General features: G+C 71.6%; 16 protein-coding genes and 1 rRNA gene. 4 read left to right on the plus strand and 13 right to left on the minus strand.

The window, feature by feature from the left end; all coding sequences use genetic code 11:
- From AB0J42_RS25895 to argC, 12 genes are all read right to left on the minus strand, one after another.
- Nucleotides 1-60: ribosomal RNA gene (locus AB0J42_RS25895) — 16S ribosomal RNA — on the minus strand; the annotation flags it as partial.
- Between the two features lie 471 nt (nucleotides 61-531).
- Entirely contained in the window at nucleotides 532-1,119 is a 588-nt protein-coding gene (locus AB0J42_RS25900; protein WP_364298701.1) for an HAD family phosphatase, read from the minus strand.
- Between the two features lie 68 nt (nucleotides 1,120-1,187).
- Nucleotides 1,188-2,453, minus strand: coding sequence for a tyrosine--tRNA ligase (gene tyrS / locus AB0J42_RS25905; protein WP_364298703.1), 1,266 nt, complete (start codon nucleotides 2,451-2,453; stop codon nucleotides 1,188-1,190).
- Between the two features lie 118 nt (nucleotides 2,454-2,571).
- A complete protein-coding gene (locus AB0J42_RS25910) occupies nucleotides 2,572-3,315 on the minus strand; it encodes a DNA-3-methyladenine glycosylase (protein WP_364298705.1) in 744 nt (247 codons plus the stop codon).
- 5 nt (nucleotides 3,316-3,320) lie between these two features.
- Entirely contained in the window at nucleotides 3,321-4,718 is a 1,398-nt protein-coding gene (argH, locus tag AB0J42_RS25915; RefSeq protein WP_364298853.1) for an argininosuccinate lyase, read from the minus strand.
- A gap of 66 nt (nucleotides 4,719-4,784) precedes the next feature.
- Nucleotides 4,785-5,984, minus strand: a complete 1,200-nt coding sequence (locus AB0J42_RS25920; RefSeq protein WP_364298707.1) for an argininosuccinate synthase — start codon at nucleotides 5,982-5,984, stop codon at nucleotides 4,785-4,787.
- A 28-nt stretch (nucleotides 5,985-6,012) separates the two neighbouring features.
- Nucleotides 6,013-6,519 (minus strand): arginine repressor, encoded by a 507-nt coding sequence (locus tag AB0J42_RS25925; RefSeq protein ID WP_364298709.1) that lies wholly within the window; start codon nucleotides 6,517-6,519, stop codon nucleotides 6,013-6,015.
- Nucleotides 6,516-7,439, minus strand: a complete 924-nt coding sequence (gene argF / locus AB0J42_RS25930) for an ornithine carbamoyltransferase (RefSeq protein WP_364298711.1) — start codon at nucleotides 7,437-7,439, stop codon at nucleotides 6,516-6,518. Before argF ends, AB0J42_RS25925 begins: the two co-directional genes overlap by 4 nt.
- Entirely contained in the window at nucleotides 7,436-8,605 is a 1,170-nt protein-coding gene (locus tag AB0J42_RS25935; RefSeq protein ID WP_364298713.1) for an acetylornithine transaminase, read from the minus strand. Before AB0J42_RS25935 ends, argF begins: the two co-directional genes overlap by 4 nt.
- Nucleotides 8,605-9,471, minus strand: coding sequence for an acetylglutamate kinase (gene argB, locus AB0J42_RS25940; protein ID WP_364298715.1), 867 nt, complete (start codon nucleotides 9,469-9,471; stop codon nucleotides 8,605-8,607). The genes AB0J42_RS25935 and argB overlap by 1 nt, the downstream gene beginning before the upstream one ends.
- Before the next feature lie 8 nt (nucleotides 9,472-9,479).
- Nucleotides 9,480-10,631 (minus strand): bifunctional glutamate N-acetyltransferase/amino-acid acetyltransferase ArgJ, encoded by a 1,152-nt coding sequence (argJ, locus tag AB0J42_RS25945; RefSeq protein ID WP_364298717.1) that lies wholly within the window; start codon nucleotides 10,629-10,631, stop codon nucleotides 9,480-9,482.
- A complete protein-coding gene (gene argC, locus AB0J42_RS25950; protein WP_364298855.1) occupies nucleotides 10,628-11,665 on the minus strand; it encodes an N-acetyl-gamma-glutamyl-phosphate reductase in 1,038 nt (345 codons plus the stop codon). The genes argJ and argC overlap by 4 nt, the downstream gene beginning before the upstream one ends.
- 204 nt (nucleotides 11,666-11,869) lie before the next feature.
- On the opposite strand from argC, the gene AB0J42_RS25955 reads away from it, so the two are divergent.
- The 3 genes from AB0J42_RS25955 (at nucleotide 11,870) to AB0J42_RS25965 (ending at nucleotide 15,428) form a co-directional block, all read left to right on the plus strand.
- Nucleotides 11,870-13,531, plus strand: coding sequence for a class I adenylate-forming enzyme family protein (locus AB0J42_RS25955; RefSeq protein ID WP_364298719.1), 1,662 nt, complete (start codon nucleotides 11,870-11,872; stop codon nucleotides 13,529-13,531).
- A 205-nt stretch (nucleotides 13,532-13,736) separates the two neighbouring features.
- Nucleotides 13,737-14,093, plus strand: a complete 357-nt coding sequence (locus AB0J42_RS25960) for a nuclear transport factor 2 family protein (protein ID WP_364298721.1) — start codon at nucleotides 13,737-13,739, stop codon at nucleotides 14,091-14,093.
- Between the two features lie 42 nt (nucleotides 14,094-14,135).
- Entirely contained in the window at nucleotides 14,136-15,428 is a 1,293-nt protein-coding gene (locus AB0J42_RS25965) for an MFS transporter (protein WP_364298723.1), read from the plus strand.
- A gap of 282 nt (nucleotides 15,429-15,710) precedes the next feature.
- Here AB0J42_RS25965 and AB0J42_RS25970 read toward each other — a convergent pair whose 3' ends face one another.
- On the minus strand, nucleotides 15,711-15,944 hold the full coding sequence (locus AB0J42_RS25970) for a hypothetical protein (RefSeq protein ID WP_364298725.1): 234 nt from the start codon (nucleotides 15,942-15,944) through the stop codon (nucleotides 15,711-15,713).
- A 100-nt stretch (nucleotides 15,945-16,044) separates the two neighbouring features.
- On the opposite strand from AB0J42_RS25970, the gene AB0J42_RS25975 reads away from it, so the two are divergent.
- Nucleotides 16,045-16,626 carry a Uma2 family endonuclease gene (locus AB0J42_RS25975; RefSeq protein ID WP_364298857.1) on the plus strand — a complete coding sequence of 194 codons (582 nt, stop codon included), beginning with the start codon at nucleotides 16,045-16,047 and terminating at the stop codon, nucleotides 16,624-16,626.
- The last annotated feature ends 40 nt before the right edge of the window (nucleotides 16,627-16,666 follow it).

The following is a 16,666-nucleotide window of genomic DNA, read 5'->3' on the forward strand; positions in this document are numbered from 1 at the left end:
TTGCATGTGTTAAGCACGCCGCCAGCGTTCGTCCTGAGCCAGGATCAAACTCTCCATAAAAGGATCTGTTGAATCCCAACCATAAGAATCCGTCAAAAATGACGGGGTTGTGCATCATGCACTGGCTTTTAACACACTGTTGAGTTCTCAAGAAACGGACGCGTACTCCTGAACTTCAGAGGAACCTTCCTCCGTCGCCAGGGGCGCAATCTCGTTCAACGCTATCTTAGCAGACTCCCAGATTTCCGGTCAAATCCATCTGCCGTTCATCTGATCCCGCTAAGCGCCCTCGGAACTTACCGTGTCATCCTGCACCTGTCGAATCAACCGAATTTCCGGCGATCACGCAGGCACCCGAGACGGCCCGGTTCCGAGCGCGTCGCAGCGCTCCGGCCGAGTGGCTTGTTCTCAAGGGACTCGCCCTGGGGCCTGTCCGCCTGATCGGCGTCCGGCTCACTCCCGGGGGCGAGTTATGAGGTTAGGTGGCGATCCGCCGGACGTCAAATCACACGCCGGGCCCGGTGCGCCGCGCTACCCGATCAGGGCACGGACCTGGCCGGGCGAGGTGAACAGTTCGGCCCGCATCCCCGCCGCCCGCGCCCCTGCCACGTTGGCCTCGTTGTCGTCGAAGAACAGCGCGTCCCCCGGCGCGATCCCCAGCCGCGCCGCGCAGATCTCGTACGCCCGGGGGTCCGGCTTGGCGACCCCGATCCGGCACGAGTACGTCAGCGCGTCGAACCGTCCCAGCCAGTCACCGTGGTGACGCTCCCACACCGGCACCAGGTCCTCGATGATGTTCGACAGCAGCCCCAGCCGGACCCCGCGGTCGGCCAGCTCGTGCACCAGCGCCACCATCTCCGGATCCACCAGCGACCAGCTCTCCAGATCGGCCGCCACCAGGGCCGCCACGTCGGCGAACTCGACGCCCAGCCGCCCGGCCACCGCCGCCCAGTAGGCCTTGGTGTCCTGCCCGGCGTCGTAGGCGGGCCGGCACCCCCAGTAGGCCTCCCAGAACGCCTCCCCCGGCACCCCGGCCAGGTCCACCAGACGCTGCTTCGCCTCGTCCGTCTGCGTGCGGGCGATGACACCGTACAGATCGAAAACGATCACTCGACTCATGCCCAGAGCCTACGCGCCGCACGCCCACCGGCCGGGAGTGGAAAACCGGCCGGCGGGCCGAAAACCCCTCAGCCGACCTCGACGCCGCCGATCGACTTCTTGCCGCGCCGCAGCACCAGGAAGCGGCCGTGCAGGAGGTCCTCGGCGACGGGCACGTACGCCTCGTCGGTGATCTTGCGGTTGTTGAGGTAGGCGCCGCCCTCCCGGACCGCGCGGCGGGCCGCCGACTTGGACTCGACCAGCCCGCTGTCGGCCATGAGGTCGACCAGCGGCGCGCCGAGCGCGGGCACGGTCGTCCTGGGCACCTCGGCCAGCGCCGCCGCGAGCGTCGAGGCGGGCAGCTCGTCCAGCGTGCCCTGCCCGAACAGCGCCTTGGACGCGGCGACCACGGCGTCCAGCTCCTCGCGGCCGTGGAGCAGCTCGGTCAGGTCGGCGGCCAGCGTGCGCTGCGCCTGCCGGGCGAACGGCCGGTCGGCGACCTCCTTCTCCAGCGCCTCGATCTCCTCCCGCTCGCGGAACGTGAACACCTTCAGGTAGTGGATCACGTCGCGGTCGTCGGCGTTGAGGAAGTACTGGTAGAAGGCGTACGGCGAGGTCATCTCGGGGTCGAGCCAGAGCGCGCCGCCCGCCGTCTTGCCGAACTTGGTGCCGTCGGCCTTGGTGATGAGCGGCAGCGTGAGCGCGTGCACCTGGGCGCCCTCGATGCGGCGGACCAGGTCGACGCCGGCGGTGATGTTGCCCCACTGGTCGCTGCCGCCGATCTGCAGCGTGCAGTCGTGGCGGCGGTAGAGCTCCAGGTAGTCGTTGGCCTGGAGGATCTGGTAGCTGAACTCGGTGTAGCTCAGCCCCTCACCGGCGAGCCGGGCCGAGACCGACTCGCGGGCGAGCATCCGGTTGACCGGGAAGTGCTTGCCGATGTCGCGCAGGAAGTCAATGGCCGACAGCTCGCCGGTCCAGTCGAGGTTGCTCACCATGAGGGCGGCGTTGGGCGCGTCATCGAAATCGAGGAACCGGCCCACCTGGCCGCGCAGCCGCTCCACCCATTCGGCCACCACCTCACTGGCGTTGAGCGAGCGCTCGGTGTTGCGGCCGCTCGGGTCGCCGATGAGCCCGGTCGCGCCGCCGACCAGCCCGATCGGCCGGTGCCCGGCGAGCTGGAAGCGCCGCAGCGTGAGCAGCGGGACGAAGTGACCGACGTGCAGGGACGGGGCTGTGGGGTCGAAGCCGGAGTAGACCGTGATCGGCCCCTCGGCCATGGACGCGCGCAGGGCGTCGAGGTCGGTTGACTGCGCGATCAGGCCCCGCCATGCGAGGTCGTCGATGATGTCGGTCACGGCGCTAGCTTTCCAGTAGGTGTCGAGTGGTTACAGCGTGCCCGATCCCGCCCGGACAGCGCCACTGTGGGGAAGTCCGTCGCGATCCGGCCGATTCCAAGATCTTATCCGCACGTCTTCAGCGCGAGGTGGCCGCGGCGCCGCGCCGCCGCGGCACGTGGGCGCGGTACGGGGAGACGGTCGGGTCGCCGTCGATCCAGAACCGCCACGGGACCTCCTTGGCCGTCGAGATCCCGGTGCGCGGCCCCGACCTGATCGCGTCCGGCTCGGGCGGCCTGCCCTCCAGCACGACCGCCGATCCGGCGAACGGCTCCGACGGCTCCGGGGCGTGCGGCGCTGCGCTGATCAGGCGGTCGACGGCGGGGATGGCGCTGTGCGGGCCCTCCCAGATCGCGTCGATGCCGTTGTGCTCGCGCAGCAGCCCGAGCGCCACGGCCAGCCGGGCCGGGCCCCGGGCGAGGTCGCGGTCGGCCACCGGCCTGGGGCCGCCGTCGCCGGAGGGCGCTCCCCTGCCGGAGCGCCGGGAGCGGGCCAGGGCGACGCCGCCGACCACCTCGCCGGCCCGCATCAGCACCGCCGAGCCCTGGCCTTCGGGCAGGCAGACGAGGTTGGCGCAGAAGTGCATGCCGTAGGTGAAGTACACGTACACGTGGCCGGGCGGGCCGAACATGACCGCGTTGCGGGCCGTCTTGCCGCGGTAGGTGTGGGCCGCCGGATCCTCGCCCGGTCCTCCGTACGCCTCGACCTCGGTGAGACGGACGGCCACGCCGCCGTGCACGATGAGGCGCCCGAGCAGGTCGGGCGCCACCTCGTGGGACGGCCGGTCGAAGAAGGCGCGCGGCAGGGGGGTCGTGCTCAGCACCGTGCTCAGGATCCGGCCGCCCAGGCCGCCTGGGCGTCGACCGCCTCGCGCAGCGCCGCGAGCTGGTCGCGGACCCGGTCGGGGGCGGTGCCGCCGTGGGCCTTGCGGGCGGCGAGCGCGCCCGGCACGTTGAGCACGTCGCGGACGTCGGGCGTCAGGTGCGGCGAGACCTTGACCAGCTCGTCGTCGGTGAGGTCGCCGAGGTCCTTGTCGTTGACCTGGCACCAGACCACCAGATGGCCGACCGCCTCGTGCGCCTCGCGGAACGGCACGCCGCGCCGCACCAGCAGCTCGGCCAGGTCGGTGGCGAGGGCGAACCCGTCGGGGGCCGAGGCCTCCAGCCGGGCGGTGTTGACCCGCATGGTCGAGACGAGGCCGGCCATCGCGGGCAGGACCAGCAGCAGCGTGTCGACCGAGTCGAACACCGGCTCCTTGTCCTCCTGCAGGTCGCGGTTGTAGGTCAGCGGCAGGCCCTTGAGCGTGGTCAGCAGCGACATGAGGTTGCCGATGAGGCGGCCGGACTTGCCGCGGGCCAGCTCGGCCACGTCGGGGTTCTTCTTCTGCGGCATGATCGACGAGCCGGTGGAGTAGGCGTCGTCCATCTCGATCCAGCGGAACTCCTGCGAGGCCCAGAGCACGATCTCCTCGCCCAGCCGCGACAGGTGGGTGCCGATCATGGCCGCGGCGAACAGGAACTCGGCGGCGAAGTCGCGGTCGGAGACGGCGTCCATCGAGTTGGGCGCGGCGGAGTCGAACCCGAGCTCGTCGGCCACCGCCTGCGGGTCGAGCGGCAGCGACGACCCGGCCAGCGCGCCGGCGCCGAGCGGCGAGACCGCCGCGCGCTTGTCCCAGTCGGTGAGCCGGTCGACGTCGCGGGCGAAGGCGTGCACGTGCGCGAGCAGCTGGTGGCCGAAGGAGACCGGCTGCGCGTGCTGCAGGTGGGTCATGCCGGGCGCGGCCGTCTCGGCGTGCTGCTCGGCCTGGTCGATCAGCGCCGTCTCCAGCTCCACCAGCCGCGAGACGATGGTGCGGACGTGGTCGCGCAGGTAGAGCCGCAGGTCGGTGGCGATCTGGTCGTTGCGGCTGCGGCCGGCCCGGAGCTTGCCGCCGAGCGAACCGAGCCGCTCCAGCAGGCCGCGCTCCAGCGCGGTGTGCACGTCCTCGTCGGCGACGGTGGGCCGGAACTCGCCCTCCTTGCAGGCGCGTTCCAGGTCGTCGAGCGCGCCGATCATGCGCTGCAGCTCCTCGCCGCTCAGCAGCCCCGCCCTGTGCAGCACGCGGGCGTGCGCCCTGGACGCCGCCAGGTCGTACGGCACCAGCCGCCAGTCGAAGTGCACGCTCACGGACAGCCGGGTCAGCGCGTCGGACGGGCCTCCTTCGAAGCGCCCGCCCCACAGCCGCATCGGCTTGCCATCACTCACCGTCGTCTCCTCAACCTTCACGCGCGTCCTCCGCGACCATAGTGCACTTCACCCCTGCTTCGCGTCGCGAGCCGCCGCGATCTTCGAAGGCAGGCTGAACAGCTGTACGAAACCCTTGGCCAGCGACTGGTCGAACCGGTCGCCGGTGTCGTAGGTGGCCAGGGAGAAGTCGTACAGGGACTGCTCCGAACGCCTGCCGGTGACCGTGGCCCGGCCGCCGTGCAGGGTCATCCGGATGTCACCGCTCACGTACCGCTGGGTCTCGGCGATGAACGCGTCGAGCCCGCGCTTGAGCGGCGAATACCACAACCCGTCGTAGACGAGCTCGCTCCACCGCTGGTCGACCCCGCGCTTGAAGCGCGCCAGGTCGCGCTCGACGGTGACGCTCTCCAGCTCCCGGTGCGCGGTGATGAGCGTGATCGCGGCGGGCGCCTCGTACACCTCGCGCGACTTGATGCCCACCAGCCGGTCCTCGACCATGTCGACGCGTCCCACGCCGTGCGCGCCCGCGCGCCCGTTCAGCTCCTCGATGATCTGGTACGGGCTGAGCACCCGGCCGTCGAGTCTGACCGGGACGCCCTGGTCGAAGGTGATGACCACCTCGTCGGGCTCGCGCGGCGCGGCCGGGTCGGCGGTGTAGGCGTAGACGTCCTCGCCGGGCGCGTTCCAGATGTCTTCCAGGAAGCCGGTCTCGATGGCCCGGCCCCACAGGTTCTGGTCGATGGAGAACGGGTTCTTCTTGGTGGTCTCGATGGGCAGGCCCCGGCTCTCGGCGAACTCGATGGCCTTGTCGCGGGTCCAGGCGAAGTCGCGGGCCGGGGCGACCACCTTGAGGTCGGGCGCCAGCGCGGCCAGGCCCGCCTCGAAGCGGACCTGGTCGTTGCCCTTGCCGGTGCAGCCGTGGGAGACGATCGTGCCGCCGAACCGCTCGGCCGCGTCGACCAGGTGCTTGACGATGAGCGGGCGCGAGAGGGCCGACAGCAGCGGGTAGCGGTCCATGTAGAGGGCGTTGGCCTGGAGCGCGGGCACGCAGAACCCGGCCGCGAACTCCTCGCGGGCGTCGACCACCACGGACTCGGCGGCGCCGCAGTCGAGGGCGCGCCGCCGGATGGCCTCCATGTCCTCGCCGCCCTGGCCGAGGTCCAGCGCGACGGCGATGACCTCCGCGTTCATCTTCTCGGCGAGGAACGGGATGGCCACGGAGGTGTCGAGGCCTCCTGAGAACGCGAGGACCACTCTCTCCGTCATGACTGTCTCCCTCGGTTGCGGTGGCGGTCTAGATGCGCCGCTCGGCCGTCTTCAGCAGCGCCTCCGCGAGCGCGTGGCCGCCCTGCGGGTCGCGGCTGATGACCAGGATCGTGTCGTCGCCCGCGACGGTGCCGAGGATCGACTCCCAGCCGGCGTGGTCGATGGCGGAGGCGAGGAACTGGGCCGCGCCCGGCGGCGTCCTGACGATGACCAGGTTGGCCGAGGCCTCGGCGCTCACCAGCAGTTCCTCCGCGATGCGGTGCAGCCGGGCGGCCGGGGTCTCGCCGGTGCCGAGCCGGGCGGGCGGGATCCGGCCGCCGCCCTCGCCGGGCAGCGCGTACACCAGCGAGCCGTCCTCGGCGCGCAGCTTGAGCGCGCCGAGCTCGTCGAGGTCGCGCGAGAGCGTCGCCTGGGTGACCTCGACGCCGCTCTCGGCCAGCAGCTTGGCCAGCTCGGGCTGGGACCGCACCGGCTGGCGCCGCAGCAGGTCGGTGATCTTCGCCTGCCGGGCGGCCTTGGTCATCGGGATCGTCATTCCCGGGTCACCAGCCAGTGCAGCAGCGCCTTCTGGGCGTGCAGCCGGTTCTCCGCCTGGTCCCACACGACGCTGCGCGGGCCTTCCAGGACCTCGGCGGTGATCTCGTTGCCGCGGTAGGCGGGCAGGCAGTGGAGCACGATCGCGTCGTCGTCGGCGTGCCGCAGCAGCTCGGTGTTGACCTGGTAGGGCATGAGGTCGCGGACCCGTTGCTCCTTGCCGTCCTGGCCCATCGACACCCAGGTGTCGGCGGCCACGACGTGCGCGCCCTGGACGGCGGCGACCGGGTCGGAGACCGACACCACGGAGCCGCCGGTGGTGGCGGCGATGGCCGCGGCCCGGGCCAGCACCACGGCGTCGGGCTGGTAGCCCGCCGGGGCGCCGACGCGCACGTGCATGCCGGCGGTGGCGCCGCCCAGCAGGTAGGAGCTGGCCACGTTGTTGGCGCCGTCGCCCACGTACGCGAGCGTCAGGCCGGCGGTGCGGCCCAGCCGCTCGCGCACGGTCTGCAGGTCGGCGAGGATCTGGCAGGGGTGGTAGTCGTCGGTGAGCGCGTTGACCACCGGCACCGCCGCGTTCGCCGCCATGGTCTCGATCAGCCGCTGCGCGCTGGTCCGCCAGACGATGGCGGCGACCTGGCGGCCGAGCACCCGGGCGATGTCCTCGACGGGCTCGCCGCGGCCCATCAGCGTCGAGACGCCGTCGACGATCAGCGGCAGGCCGCCCAGCTCGCCGATGCCGGCGTGGAAGGAGATGCGGGTCCTGGCCGACGGCTTGTCGAACAGCACCGCCACGGTCTGGGGCCCCTCGAACGGGCGGTAGCCGAAGCGGTCCTTCTTCATCTCCGCGGCCAGGGTGAGGACCTCGTCCTGCTCGCCCGGCGAGAGGTCGTCGTCCTTCAGGAAGTGTCGGGTGGTCACTTGCTCGCCTCCGTGAGGATGTCCGGGAACGCGGCGACGAGGGTGTCCACCTGCTCGGCCGTCACGACGAGCGGCGGCGCGATCCGCACCGCGTCCGGCTGCACGGCGTTGACCAGGAACCCCGCGTCCTGGGCCGCCTGCTGCACCTTCCCCGAAACGGGCTCGTTCAGCACGGCGGCCAGCCAGAGGCCGCGCCCGCGCACCCCCTTCAGCAGCGGATGCGAGATGTCCTCCAGGCCGGTGCGCAGCCGCGCGCCCACCTCCTTGACGTGGCCGAGGTCCACGTTGTCGAGCACGGCCAGGGCCGCGGCGCACGAGACCGGGTTGCCGCCGAAGGTCGAGCCGTGGTCGCCCTTCTCGAACAGCGTGCCCGCCTCGCCGAACCCGACGCAGGCGCCGATCGGCAGCCCGCCGCCGAGCCCCTTGGCGAGGGTGAGGATGTCGGGGACGACGCCGTCGGCCTGGTGGGCGAACCAGTGGCCGGTCCGCCCGATCGCCGACTGGATCTCGTCGGCCACCAGCAGCGCGCCCGTGGCGTCGCAGACCTCGCGGGCGGCCGCCAGGTAGCCGTCGGGCGGCGGCACCACGCCGGCCTCGCCCTGCGTCGGCTCCAGGAACACCGCCGCGCACTCGCCGGTCACGGCCTCCTTCAGCGCGTCCGCGTCTCCGTACGGGACGAACCGGACGTCGACCGGGAACGGGCCGAACTGGTCGCGGATGGACTTCTTGCCGCTCAGCGACAGGGCGCCGATGGTACGGCCGTGGAAGCCGTTCTCGGCCGCCACGAAGTAGTTTCTGCCGGTGCGCTTGCCGTACTTGACCGCGAGCTTGTAGGCGGCCTCGTTGGCCTCGGTGCCGGAGTTGGCGAAGAAGACCCTGGCGGGGCGGCCGAGCAGGGCGATCAGCCGCTCGGCGAGCAGCACCTCGGGCTCGTGCAGGAACAGGTTGCTGGTGTGCGCGATCGTCGCGACCTGCTTCGACACCGCCTCGACGAGGGCGGGGTGGGCGTGGCCGAGCGAGACGACCGCGATGCCGGCGATGAAGTCGAGGTACTCCTTGCCGTCGACGTCCCACACCCGGGCGCCCTCGCCTCTGGCCAGCGCGACCGGCGGGATGCCGTAGTTGGGCATGAAGGCCTGGTCGAAGCGCTCGTACAGGCTACTCATCAGGGCACCACCATGGTTCCGATTCCTTCGTTGGTGAAAATCTCCTGCAGCAGCGAGTGGGGCACCCGGCCGTCGAGCACGTGGGCCTGCGGGACGCCGTTCCTGACGGCGGTGAGGCAGGACTCCATCTTGGGCACCATGCCGCTGGAGAGCGTGGGCATCAGCCGTTCCAGCTCGTCGGCGTCGAGCTCGTCGATGACGTCGGTGTCGTCGGGCCAGTTGGCGTACAGGCCCTCGACGTCGGTGAGGACGATGAGCTTCTGCGCCTTGAGCGCCACGGCCAGCGCGGCGGCCGCGGTGTCGGCGTTGACGTTGTAGATCTCCCCTTCGGCGCCGCGGGCGATGCTGGACACGACCGGGACGCGCCCGTCGGCCAGCAGCGCCTCGACCGCGCCGGGCTCGACCTTGACGATCTGGCCGACCTGGCCGATGTCGACCGCCTGGCCGTCGACCATGGCGCTCTTGCGCTCGGCGGTGAACAGGTGGGCGTCCTCGCCGGACATGCCGACCGCGAACGGGCCGTGGCGGTTGATCAGGCCGACGATGTCACGGCCGACCTGGCCGACCAGGACCATCCTGACGACCTGCATGGCCTCCGGGGTGGTCACCCGCAGCCCGGCGGTGAACGTGGACTCGATGCCCAGCTTGTCGAGGTGGGCGTTGATCTGCGGGCCGCCGCCGTGGACCACGACCGGTTTGAGCCCGGCGTAGCGCATGAAGACGATGTCCTGGGCGAACGCCTGCTTCAGCGCGTCGTCGGTCATGGCGTTGCCGCCGTACTTGACGACGACGGTGGCGCCGTGGAAGTGCTCCAGCCACGGCAGCGCCTCGATCAGGGCCGCGGCCTTCTCCTGTGCGGATCTCATGGGGGGCCTCATGTCGAGTACGCCGCGTTCTCGTGGACGTACTCGACCGTCAGGTCGGTGGTGTGCACGGTGGCGGTGTGCGGGCCGGCCGACAGGTCGACGGTGATGGTGACGTCGCGGGGGCGCATGTCGACCTTGTCGCGGTCGTCGCCGACGGCGCCGCCGCGGCAGATCCAGATGCCGTTGATGGCGACGTTGAGCCGGTCGGGCTCGAACTCGGCGTCGGTGGTGCCGACCGCGGCCAGCACCCGGCCCCAGTTGGGGTCCTCGCCGTTGATGGCGCACTTGAGCAGGTTGGAGCGGGCGACCGCGCGGCCGACCGTGACCGCGTCGTCCTCGGAGGCGGCTCCTATCACCTCGATGGCGATGGCCTTGCTGGCGCCCTCGGCGTCGACGAGGAGCTGCCTGGCCAGGTCGGCGCAGACCTCGGTCACCTTCTGCTCGAACTCGGCCAGGTCCGGCCGGACCCCGGCGGCGCCGCTGGACAGCAGCAGCACGGTGTCGTTGGTGGACATGCAGCCGTCGGTGTCGAGCCGGTCGAAGGTCACGGACGTCGCCTTGCGCAGCACCGCGTCGAGCTCCTCGGCGGTCAGCTCGGCGTCGGTGGTGATCACGCTGAGCATGGTGGCCATGGCCGGGGCCAGCATGCCGGCGCCTTTGGCCATGCCGCCGACCATGTAGCCGTCGCCGCGCTTGAAGGAGATCTTGGAGACGGTGTCGGTGGTGCGGATGGCGTCGGCGGCGTTGAGGCCGCCGTCGCGGGACAGCGTGGTGACGGCCTGCCCGACGCCGGACAGCAGCGCGTCCATCGGCAGCCGCTCGCCGATCAGCCCTGTCGAGCAGACGGCGACCTCGCCCGCCGAGTCCTCCAGCAGCTCGGCCACCTTCTCGGCGGTGTGGTGCGCGTCCTGGAAGCCCTCGGGGCCGGTGCAGGCGTTGGCGCCGCCGGAGTTGAGCACCACCGCGCGCAGCCGCCCGCCGCGCAGGACCTGCTGCGACCAGAGGACGGGCGCCGCCTTCACCCGGTTGGCGGTGAAGACGCCCGCCGCGGCGCGGTTCGGCCCGTCGTTGACGACGAGGGCCAGGTCGCGGGCGCCGCCGGACTTGATGCCGGCGGCCACGCCCGCGGCCCGGAAGCCTAGGGGGGCGGTCACGCTCATGGAGCTACTCCATTCGTGGGGAGACCGAGCTCTTCCGGCAGGCCGAGGGCGAGGTTGGCGCTCTGGATCGCGCCTCCGGCCGTGCCCTTGGTGAGGTTGTCGATGGCGATGACGGCCACCACCCGCCCGGCGCGCTCGTCGAGCGTCACCTGGAGCGCGGCGGTGTTGGCGCCGTAGGTCATCGCGGTGGCGGGCCAGACGCCCTCCGGCAGCAGCGTCACGAACGGCTCGCCGCGCAGCGCCTCCTCGTACGAGTCGCGCAGCGCCGCGCGGGTGAGGCCGGGCGCGGCCGGGGCGGTGCAGGTGGCCAGGATGCCCCGGCTCATCGGGGCGAGCGTCGGGGTGAAGGAGACCCGCACCGGGACGCCGGCCGCCGCGCTCAGCCCCTGCTCCATCTCGGGGGTGTGGCGGTGCGTGCCGCCGACGCCGTAGGCGCTGACCGAGCCCATGACCTCGCTGCCGAGCAGGTGGGTCTTGAGCGACCGGCCCGCGCCGCTGGTGCCGCTGGCGGCGACCACGACGACGTCCGGCCCGGCCTGGCCCGCCGCGAACGCGGGCGCCAGCGCGAGCTGGACCGCGGTGGGGTAGCAGCCGGGCACCGCGATGCGGCGGGCGCCCTTGAGGATCTCGCGCTGGCCGGGCAGCTCCGGCAGCCCGTAGGGCCAGGTGCCGGCGTGCTCGCCCCCGTAGAACTCCTGCCAGGCGGCCGGGTCGGCGAGCCGGTGGTCGGCGCCGCAGTCGACGACCAGTGTGTCGTCGCCGAGCTCGGCGGCGACGGCGGCCGAGTGGCCGTGCGGGAGCGCGAGGAAGACGACGTCGTGACCGGCGAGGTTCTCAGGTGTCGTCTCCTGGATGATCCGGCCGGCCAGGCGGGGCAGGTGCGGCTGGTGGGCGCCGAGCGCGCTGCCGACGCTGGAGGCCGCGGTGAGGGCGCCGATCTCCAGCTTGGGGTGATCGAGCAGCAGGCGGAGCAACTCGCCGCCCACGTAGCCGCTGGCTCCGGCGACCGCCGCTCTCATGTGGACCTCCTGCATAGTCATGCACTCTACCTCATAGCCTTACTGTTAGAGATAATGCACCGCGCAGGATGAATATGCAAACGGTAAAACCGTATAACGGCACGGTGACGAGGTGCGCACGGCTCCCGGTATTGGCCGGTGAATCATGGTCTAGCGCTACGTACCTACCGGTCGGTACTGTGATGTATCCAACAGCCGTCCCCGTGGGAGTTCTGCGTCATGACCCTCTCGCACGCCCAGGTCGAAGCCCAGCTCACCGGACCCGGCCAGCTATTCGAGATGGAGGAGATCGGCGACACCGGCATCAGGACGTGGAAGCACGCGCCACCGCATTTCCGGGCGTTGCTGGAGAACAGCCGGTGGCACGGCGACAAGGTCTTCCTCGTGTACGAGGACGAGCACCTGACATTCGAGGACCACTTCCGGCTCGCCGCCACCCTCGCTCGCCGCCTGGTGGAGGAGTACGGCGTGGGCAAGGGCGACCGGGTGGCGGTGGCCATGCGCAACTATCCGGAATGGTCGATCGCGTTCTCCGCCGCGCTCGCGGCCGGCGCCGTGGCGGTGCCGCTGAACGCCTGGTGGACCGAGCCCGAGCTGGCGTACGGGGTGAGCGACTCCGGCGCCAAGGTGATCATCGCCGACGGCGAGCGGGCCCCCCTGATGGCGGGCACCGGCGTACCGCTGATCGTCGTCCGGGGCGAGGCGCCCGCGGGGGCGCGGACCTTCGCCGACGTGCTCGGCGAGATCAAGGCCGACGTCACGCTGCCCGAGGCGGAGCTGTCCCCCGACGACCCGGCCACCATCTTCTACACCTCCGGCACCACCGGGAAGCCCAAGGGCGCGCTCGGCAGCCACCGCAACGTGGGCCAGTCGCCGATGACCGTCGCCTACGGCCTGCTGCGCGCCGCGGCGCTGGCCGGCCGGGACCCCGCCGAGGCCTCGGCCGTGCGCCGGGTGACGCTGCTGACCGTGCCGCTGTTCCACGTCACCGGCTGCTTCTCGGCGCTGACCACGACCATGTTCAGCGGCGGCGGCCTGGTGCTCATGTACAAGTGGGACCCGGGCCGGGCGCTGAAGCTGATCGAGCGGGAGAAGGTCACCGCGATGATCGGTGTGCCGACCAACGCCTGGCAGCTGATGTCCCACCCCGACTTCGCCAAGCACGACCTGTCCTCGCTCAACACCCTGGGCTACGGCGGCGCGCCCGCCCCGCCCAAGCTGCTGGAGCGCATCACCGAGAGCCTCCCCGCCCGCGCCGCCTCCAACGGCTACGGCATGACCGAGACGACCGCGCTGGCCATCGGCAACGGCGGCGCCGACTACCACAAGCATCCCGACAGCATCGGCAGGCCCTCGCCCGTCGTCGACGTGCGCGTGGTCGACCCGATGAACAACGAGCTGCCGCCCGGCGAGGTGGGCGAGCTCTGCGTGCGCGGCCCCAACGTGATCCTGGGCTACTGGAACAAGCCGGAGGCCACCGCCGAGACGTTCGTGAACGGGTGGCTGCACACCGGCGACCTGGCCAAGATCGACGAGGACGGGTTCGTCTACATCGTCGACCGGGCCAAGGACATGGTGATCCGGGGCGGCGAGAACGTCTACTGCGCCGAGGTGGAGGCCGCGCTCTTCGAGCACCCGGCCGTGGACGACGTCGCGGTGATCGGCGTGCCGCACGACGAGCTGGGCGAGGAGGTGGGCGCGGTGGTCCGCCTGGCGGGCGGCGCCTCCGCCACCGCCGAGGAGCTGCGGGCCTTCCTCGGCGGGCGGATCGCCGCGTTCAAGGTGCCGGCGCACTTCTGGTTCCGCGAGGGCGAACTGCCGCGCAACCCGGGCGGCAAGATCCTCAAGACCCAGCTGCGCCGGGAGGTGCTCGGCGCCTGACGCTGACGCGCGAAGCGGCCCGCCCCTTCGATGGGCGGGCCGCTTTTGCTGACATATCGCCAGCTCAGCCGGATCCGCTTACCTGTCACGTAATCGCGCGGCCTATGCGCCCGCTGGCACCGTTGCGGCTGTCAGAACGGACGCTCGAAAGAGGCGCGGGCCGCGGATCGCCGGTCTCCGCCCCGCACGGGAAGGCTGATGCATCATGACGGACCTGGTCGAGCGGTACGTGGCCGCCTGGAACGAGACCGACCCCGCCGCCCGGGCCAAGGCCGTGGCGGCCCTGTGGACCGAGGACGCCACGTACACCGACCCGCTGGCGGACGTGGCCGGCCACGAGGGCATCGCGGCCGTGATCGAGGGCGCGCAGGGGATGTTCCCCGGCCTGGTCTTCACCCCCGGCGAGCTGTACGACGCCCACCACGGGATCGCCCGCTTCACCTGGCATCTCGGCCCGGCGGGCGGGGAGCCGGTGGCGACCGGCTTCGACGTGGTGGAGCTGGCCGGGGACGGGCGGATCAGGAAGGTGCTCGGCTTCCTGGACAAGGCGCCCACCGGGTAATCGGATTGCGGACGCTTCGGGCGGGCGCGACAATCGCGCCTCGTGCCCGTACCGAAGAAGTCGCTGTTCGCCCAGGTCCTGCCCGACATCACCCCGCTGCGCGAGTCGCGCGACTTCCGGCTGCTGACGGCCTCCGGGGCCATCACCATGTTCGGCACGTTCATCGCCATGGTGACGCTGCCGCTGCAGATCTGGCAGCTCACCGGCTCCTACCTCGCGGTCGGCATGATGAGCCTGGCCGAGTTCGTGCCGATGGTGGTCTTCGGGCTGTGGGGCGGCGCCCTCGCCGACTCGCTCGACCGCCGCACGATCATCCTGTGGTGCGAGGCCGGGCTGGCGCTCACGGCGTCCGCGCTCATGGTCAACGCGCTGCTGCCGGAGCCGCGGCTCTGGGTGCTGTACGTGGTGGGCGCGCTGAGCGTGGGCGTGGCCTGCCTGCAGCGGCCGAGCATGGAGTCGCTGATCCCGCAGGTCGTCAGGCACGAGCAGCTCGGCGCCGCGGCCGTGCTGACCAGCCTGCGGTGGAACTTCGGCGCCATCGCCGCGCCCGCCCTGGGCGGCTGGCTGGTGGCCGTGTACGGCCCGGCGCCGGCGTACGGGCTGGACTGCGCCTGCTTCCTGGTCTCGCTGGTGCTGCTCCGGCGGATCGGCTCGCACCGGCCGGCCCGCGACGCCGTGCCCGCCTCGCTCCGGTCGCTGCTCGACGGGGTCCGCTACGCGGTCCGGCGCAAGGACCTCATGGGCACCTATCTGGTCGACATCGCGGCCATGGTGTTCGCCATGTCCACGGCGCTCTACCCGGCGCTGGCCGAGCGGTACGGCGCCGAGTCGGCGACGGGGCTGCTGTACTCGGCGGCGGCCGTCGGCTCCCTGGCTGCCTCGCTCACCGGCCGCTGGACCGCCCGGGTGCACCGGCAGGGCCTGGGCGTGATCGTCGCGGCGGCGGCGTGGGGCGCGGCCGTGGCGCTCGCCGCCGTGGTCCCCGGCTTCTGGGGGCTGTTCGCCTGCCTGGCGCTGGCGGGCGCGGCCGACATGATCAGCGGCGTGTTCCGGTCCACGATCTGGAACCAGACCATCCCGAACGAGATGCGCGGCCGGCTGGCCGGGATCGAGCTGCTGTCGTACTCGACCGGCCCGATGCTGGGCAACACCCGCGCCTCGCTGATGGCCCAGCTCGGCGGGGCCCGGTTCTCGCTGGGCGCGGGCGGGCTGCTCTGCGTGGCCGCGGTGGCCGCGCTCGCCGCCGCCCTGCCGTCGTTCCGCCGGTACGACGCCCGTACGGACGAGCACGCGCTGGCCGAGCGGACCCGCCGAGCCACGCAGGCGACCGGCTGATCCCGTTCGACGCCGGTCATGGACATGCCGGGGAAAGCCAGTAAAGATCTAAGTTGTCGTTTCAGAGTCGGTCGCGCGCACGAACAATCACACGAAGGGTGACACCAGGTGCTGCTCCCGTACGACATCGGCCGCCGGCGCACGGACGAGCGGCCCGGCCGCGCCGCTGGAGCGGTGTTCGCACGCGTCCCGTGACCCCTTCCGGAGGAGGGCCCCGGCCGGCGCGGGCGGGGCCCTCCGGCGCGGGCGTCCGTCACCGCAGCGGCGGGCGCCCGCGCCCTCTCAGCCCTCCTCGCGCCACCCGTCGTACCGCGCGGCCAGCTCGTCCGCCCGGGCCAGGCTCTCCGCGCCGAGCCCTTCGAGCACGACGAGCCACTGCGCGTCCTCGGCGTCGTCCTCCCCCGCCAGCGTCTCGCGCACCACCCGCGGCACGCCCAGCGACGGGAACCACTCCCCCAGGGTCTCGGCGACCTCCTCGGCGTCCGCACGCTCATGGAAGACGAGTAGCTGCCTCATGAACGGCATTCTGGCACCAGGCGAGCACCCGCGTTCACGAACGGTGAGCGGGGTACGTTGCTACCGTTAGACCATGACGGCCGAAGCGGTGAGCATTCCCATGGCGCCAGAGTCCTCGCTGCCCGACTGGATCTTCCCGCCCCCGGAGGGGTTCACGGCTGAAGACCTCGATCACCTTCCGCAACTGCCTGCGCACACCGAGTTGATTGATGGAAGCTTGGTCTTCGTGAGCCCGCAGGCCTCCTTCCACACACGCGCAGTCGACCTTCTCGTCTTCTCGTTGCGACGCACGGCCCCGTCCCGGCTTCGCGTACGGCGCGAGATGAGCATCATCCTGGCCAAGGATCAGCGGCCGGAGCCGGATATCTGCGTGATCCGCGCAGAGGCCGACCAGAGCCCCGAGCAGACGTACTACCACGGCCGGGATGTCGTCCTGACGATCGAGGTCGTCTCGCCGGAGTCGCGCTCGCGTGATCGCAAGCGCAAGCCGCTCCTCTACGCCGAGGCGGGCATCCCCCACTTCTGGCGGGTCGAGAACGACGGCGGACGGCCGGTCGTCTACGTCTACGAGCTCGACCCCGCCACCGGCGCCTACGTCCCCACGGGCATCCACCACGACCGGGTCAAGCTGACCGTCCCGTTCGACCTGGACATCGACCTCGCCGAGATCGACGCCATCTGACGCCGAGGGCCGGTACGGAACCCGTACCGGCCCTTGAGAC

The sequence above is a fragment of the Nonomuraea sp. NPDC049649 genome, from assembly GCF_040675175.1.
Taxonomy (GTDB): domain Bacteria; phylum Actinomycetota; class Actinomycetes; order Streptosporangiales; family Streptosporangiaceae; genus Nonomuraea.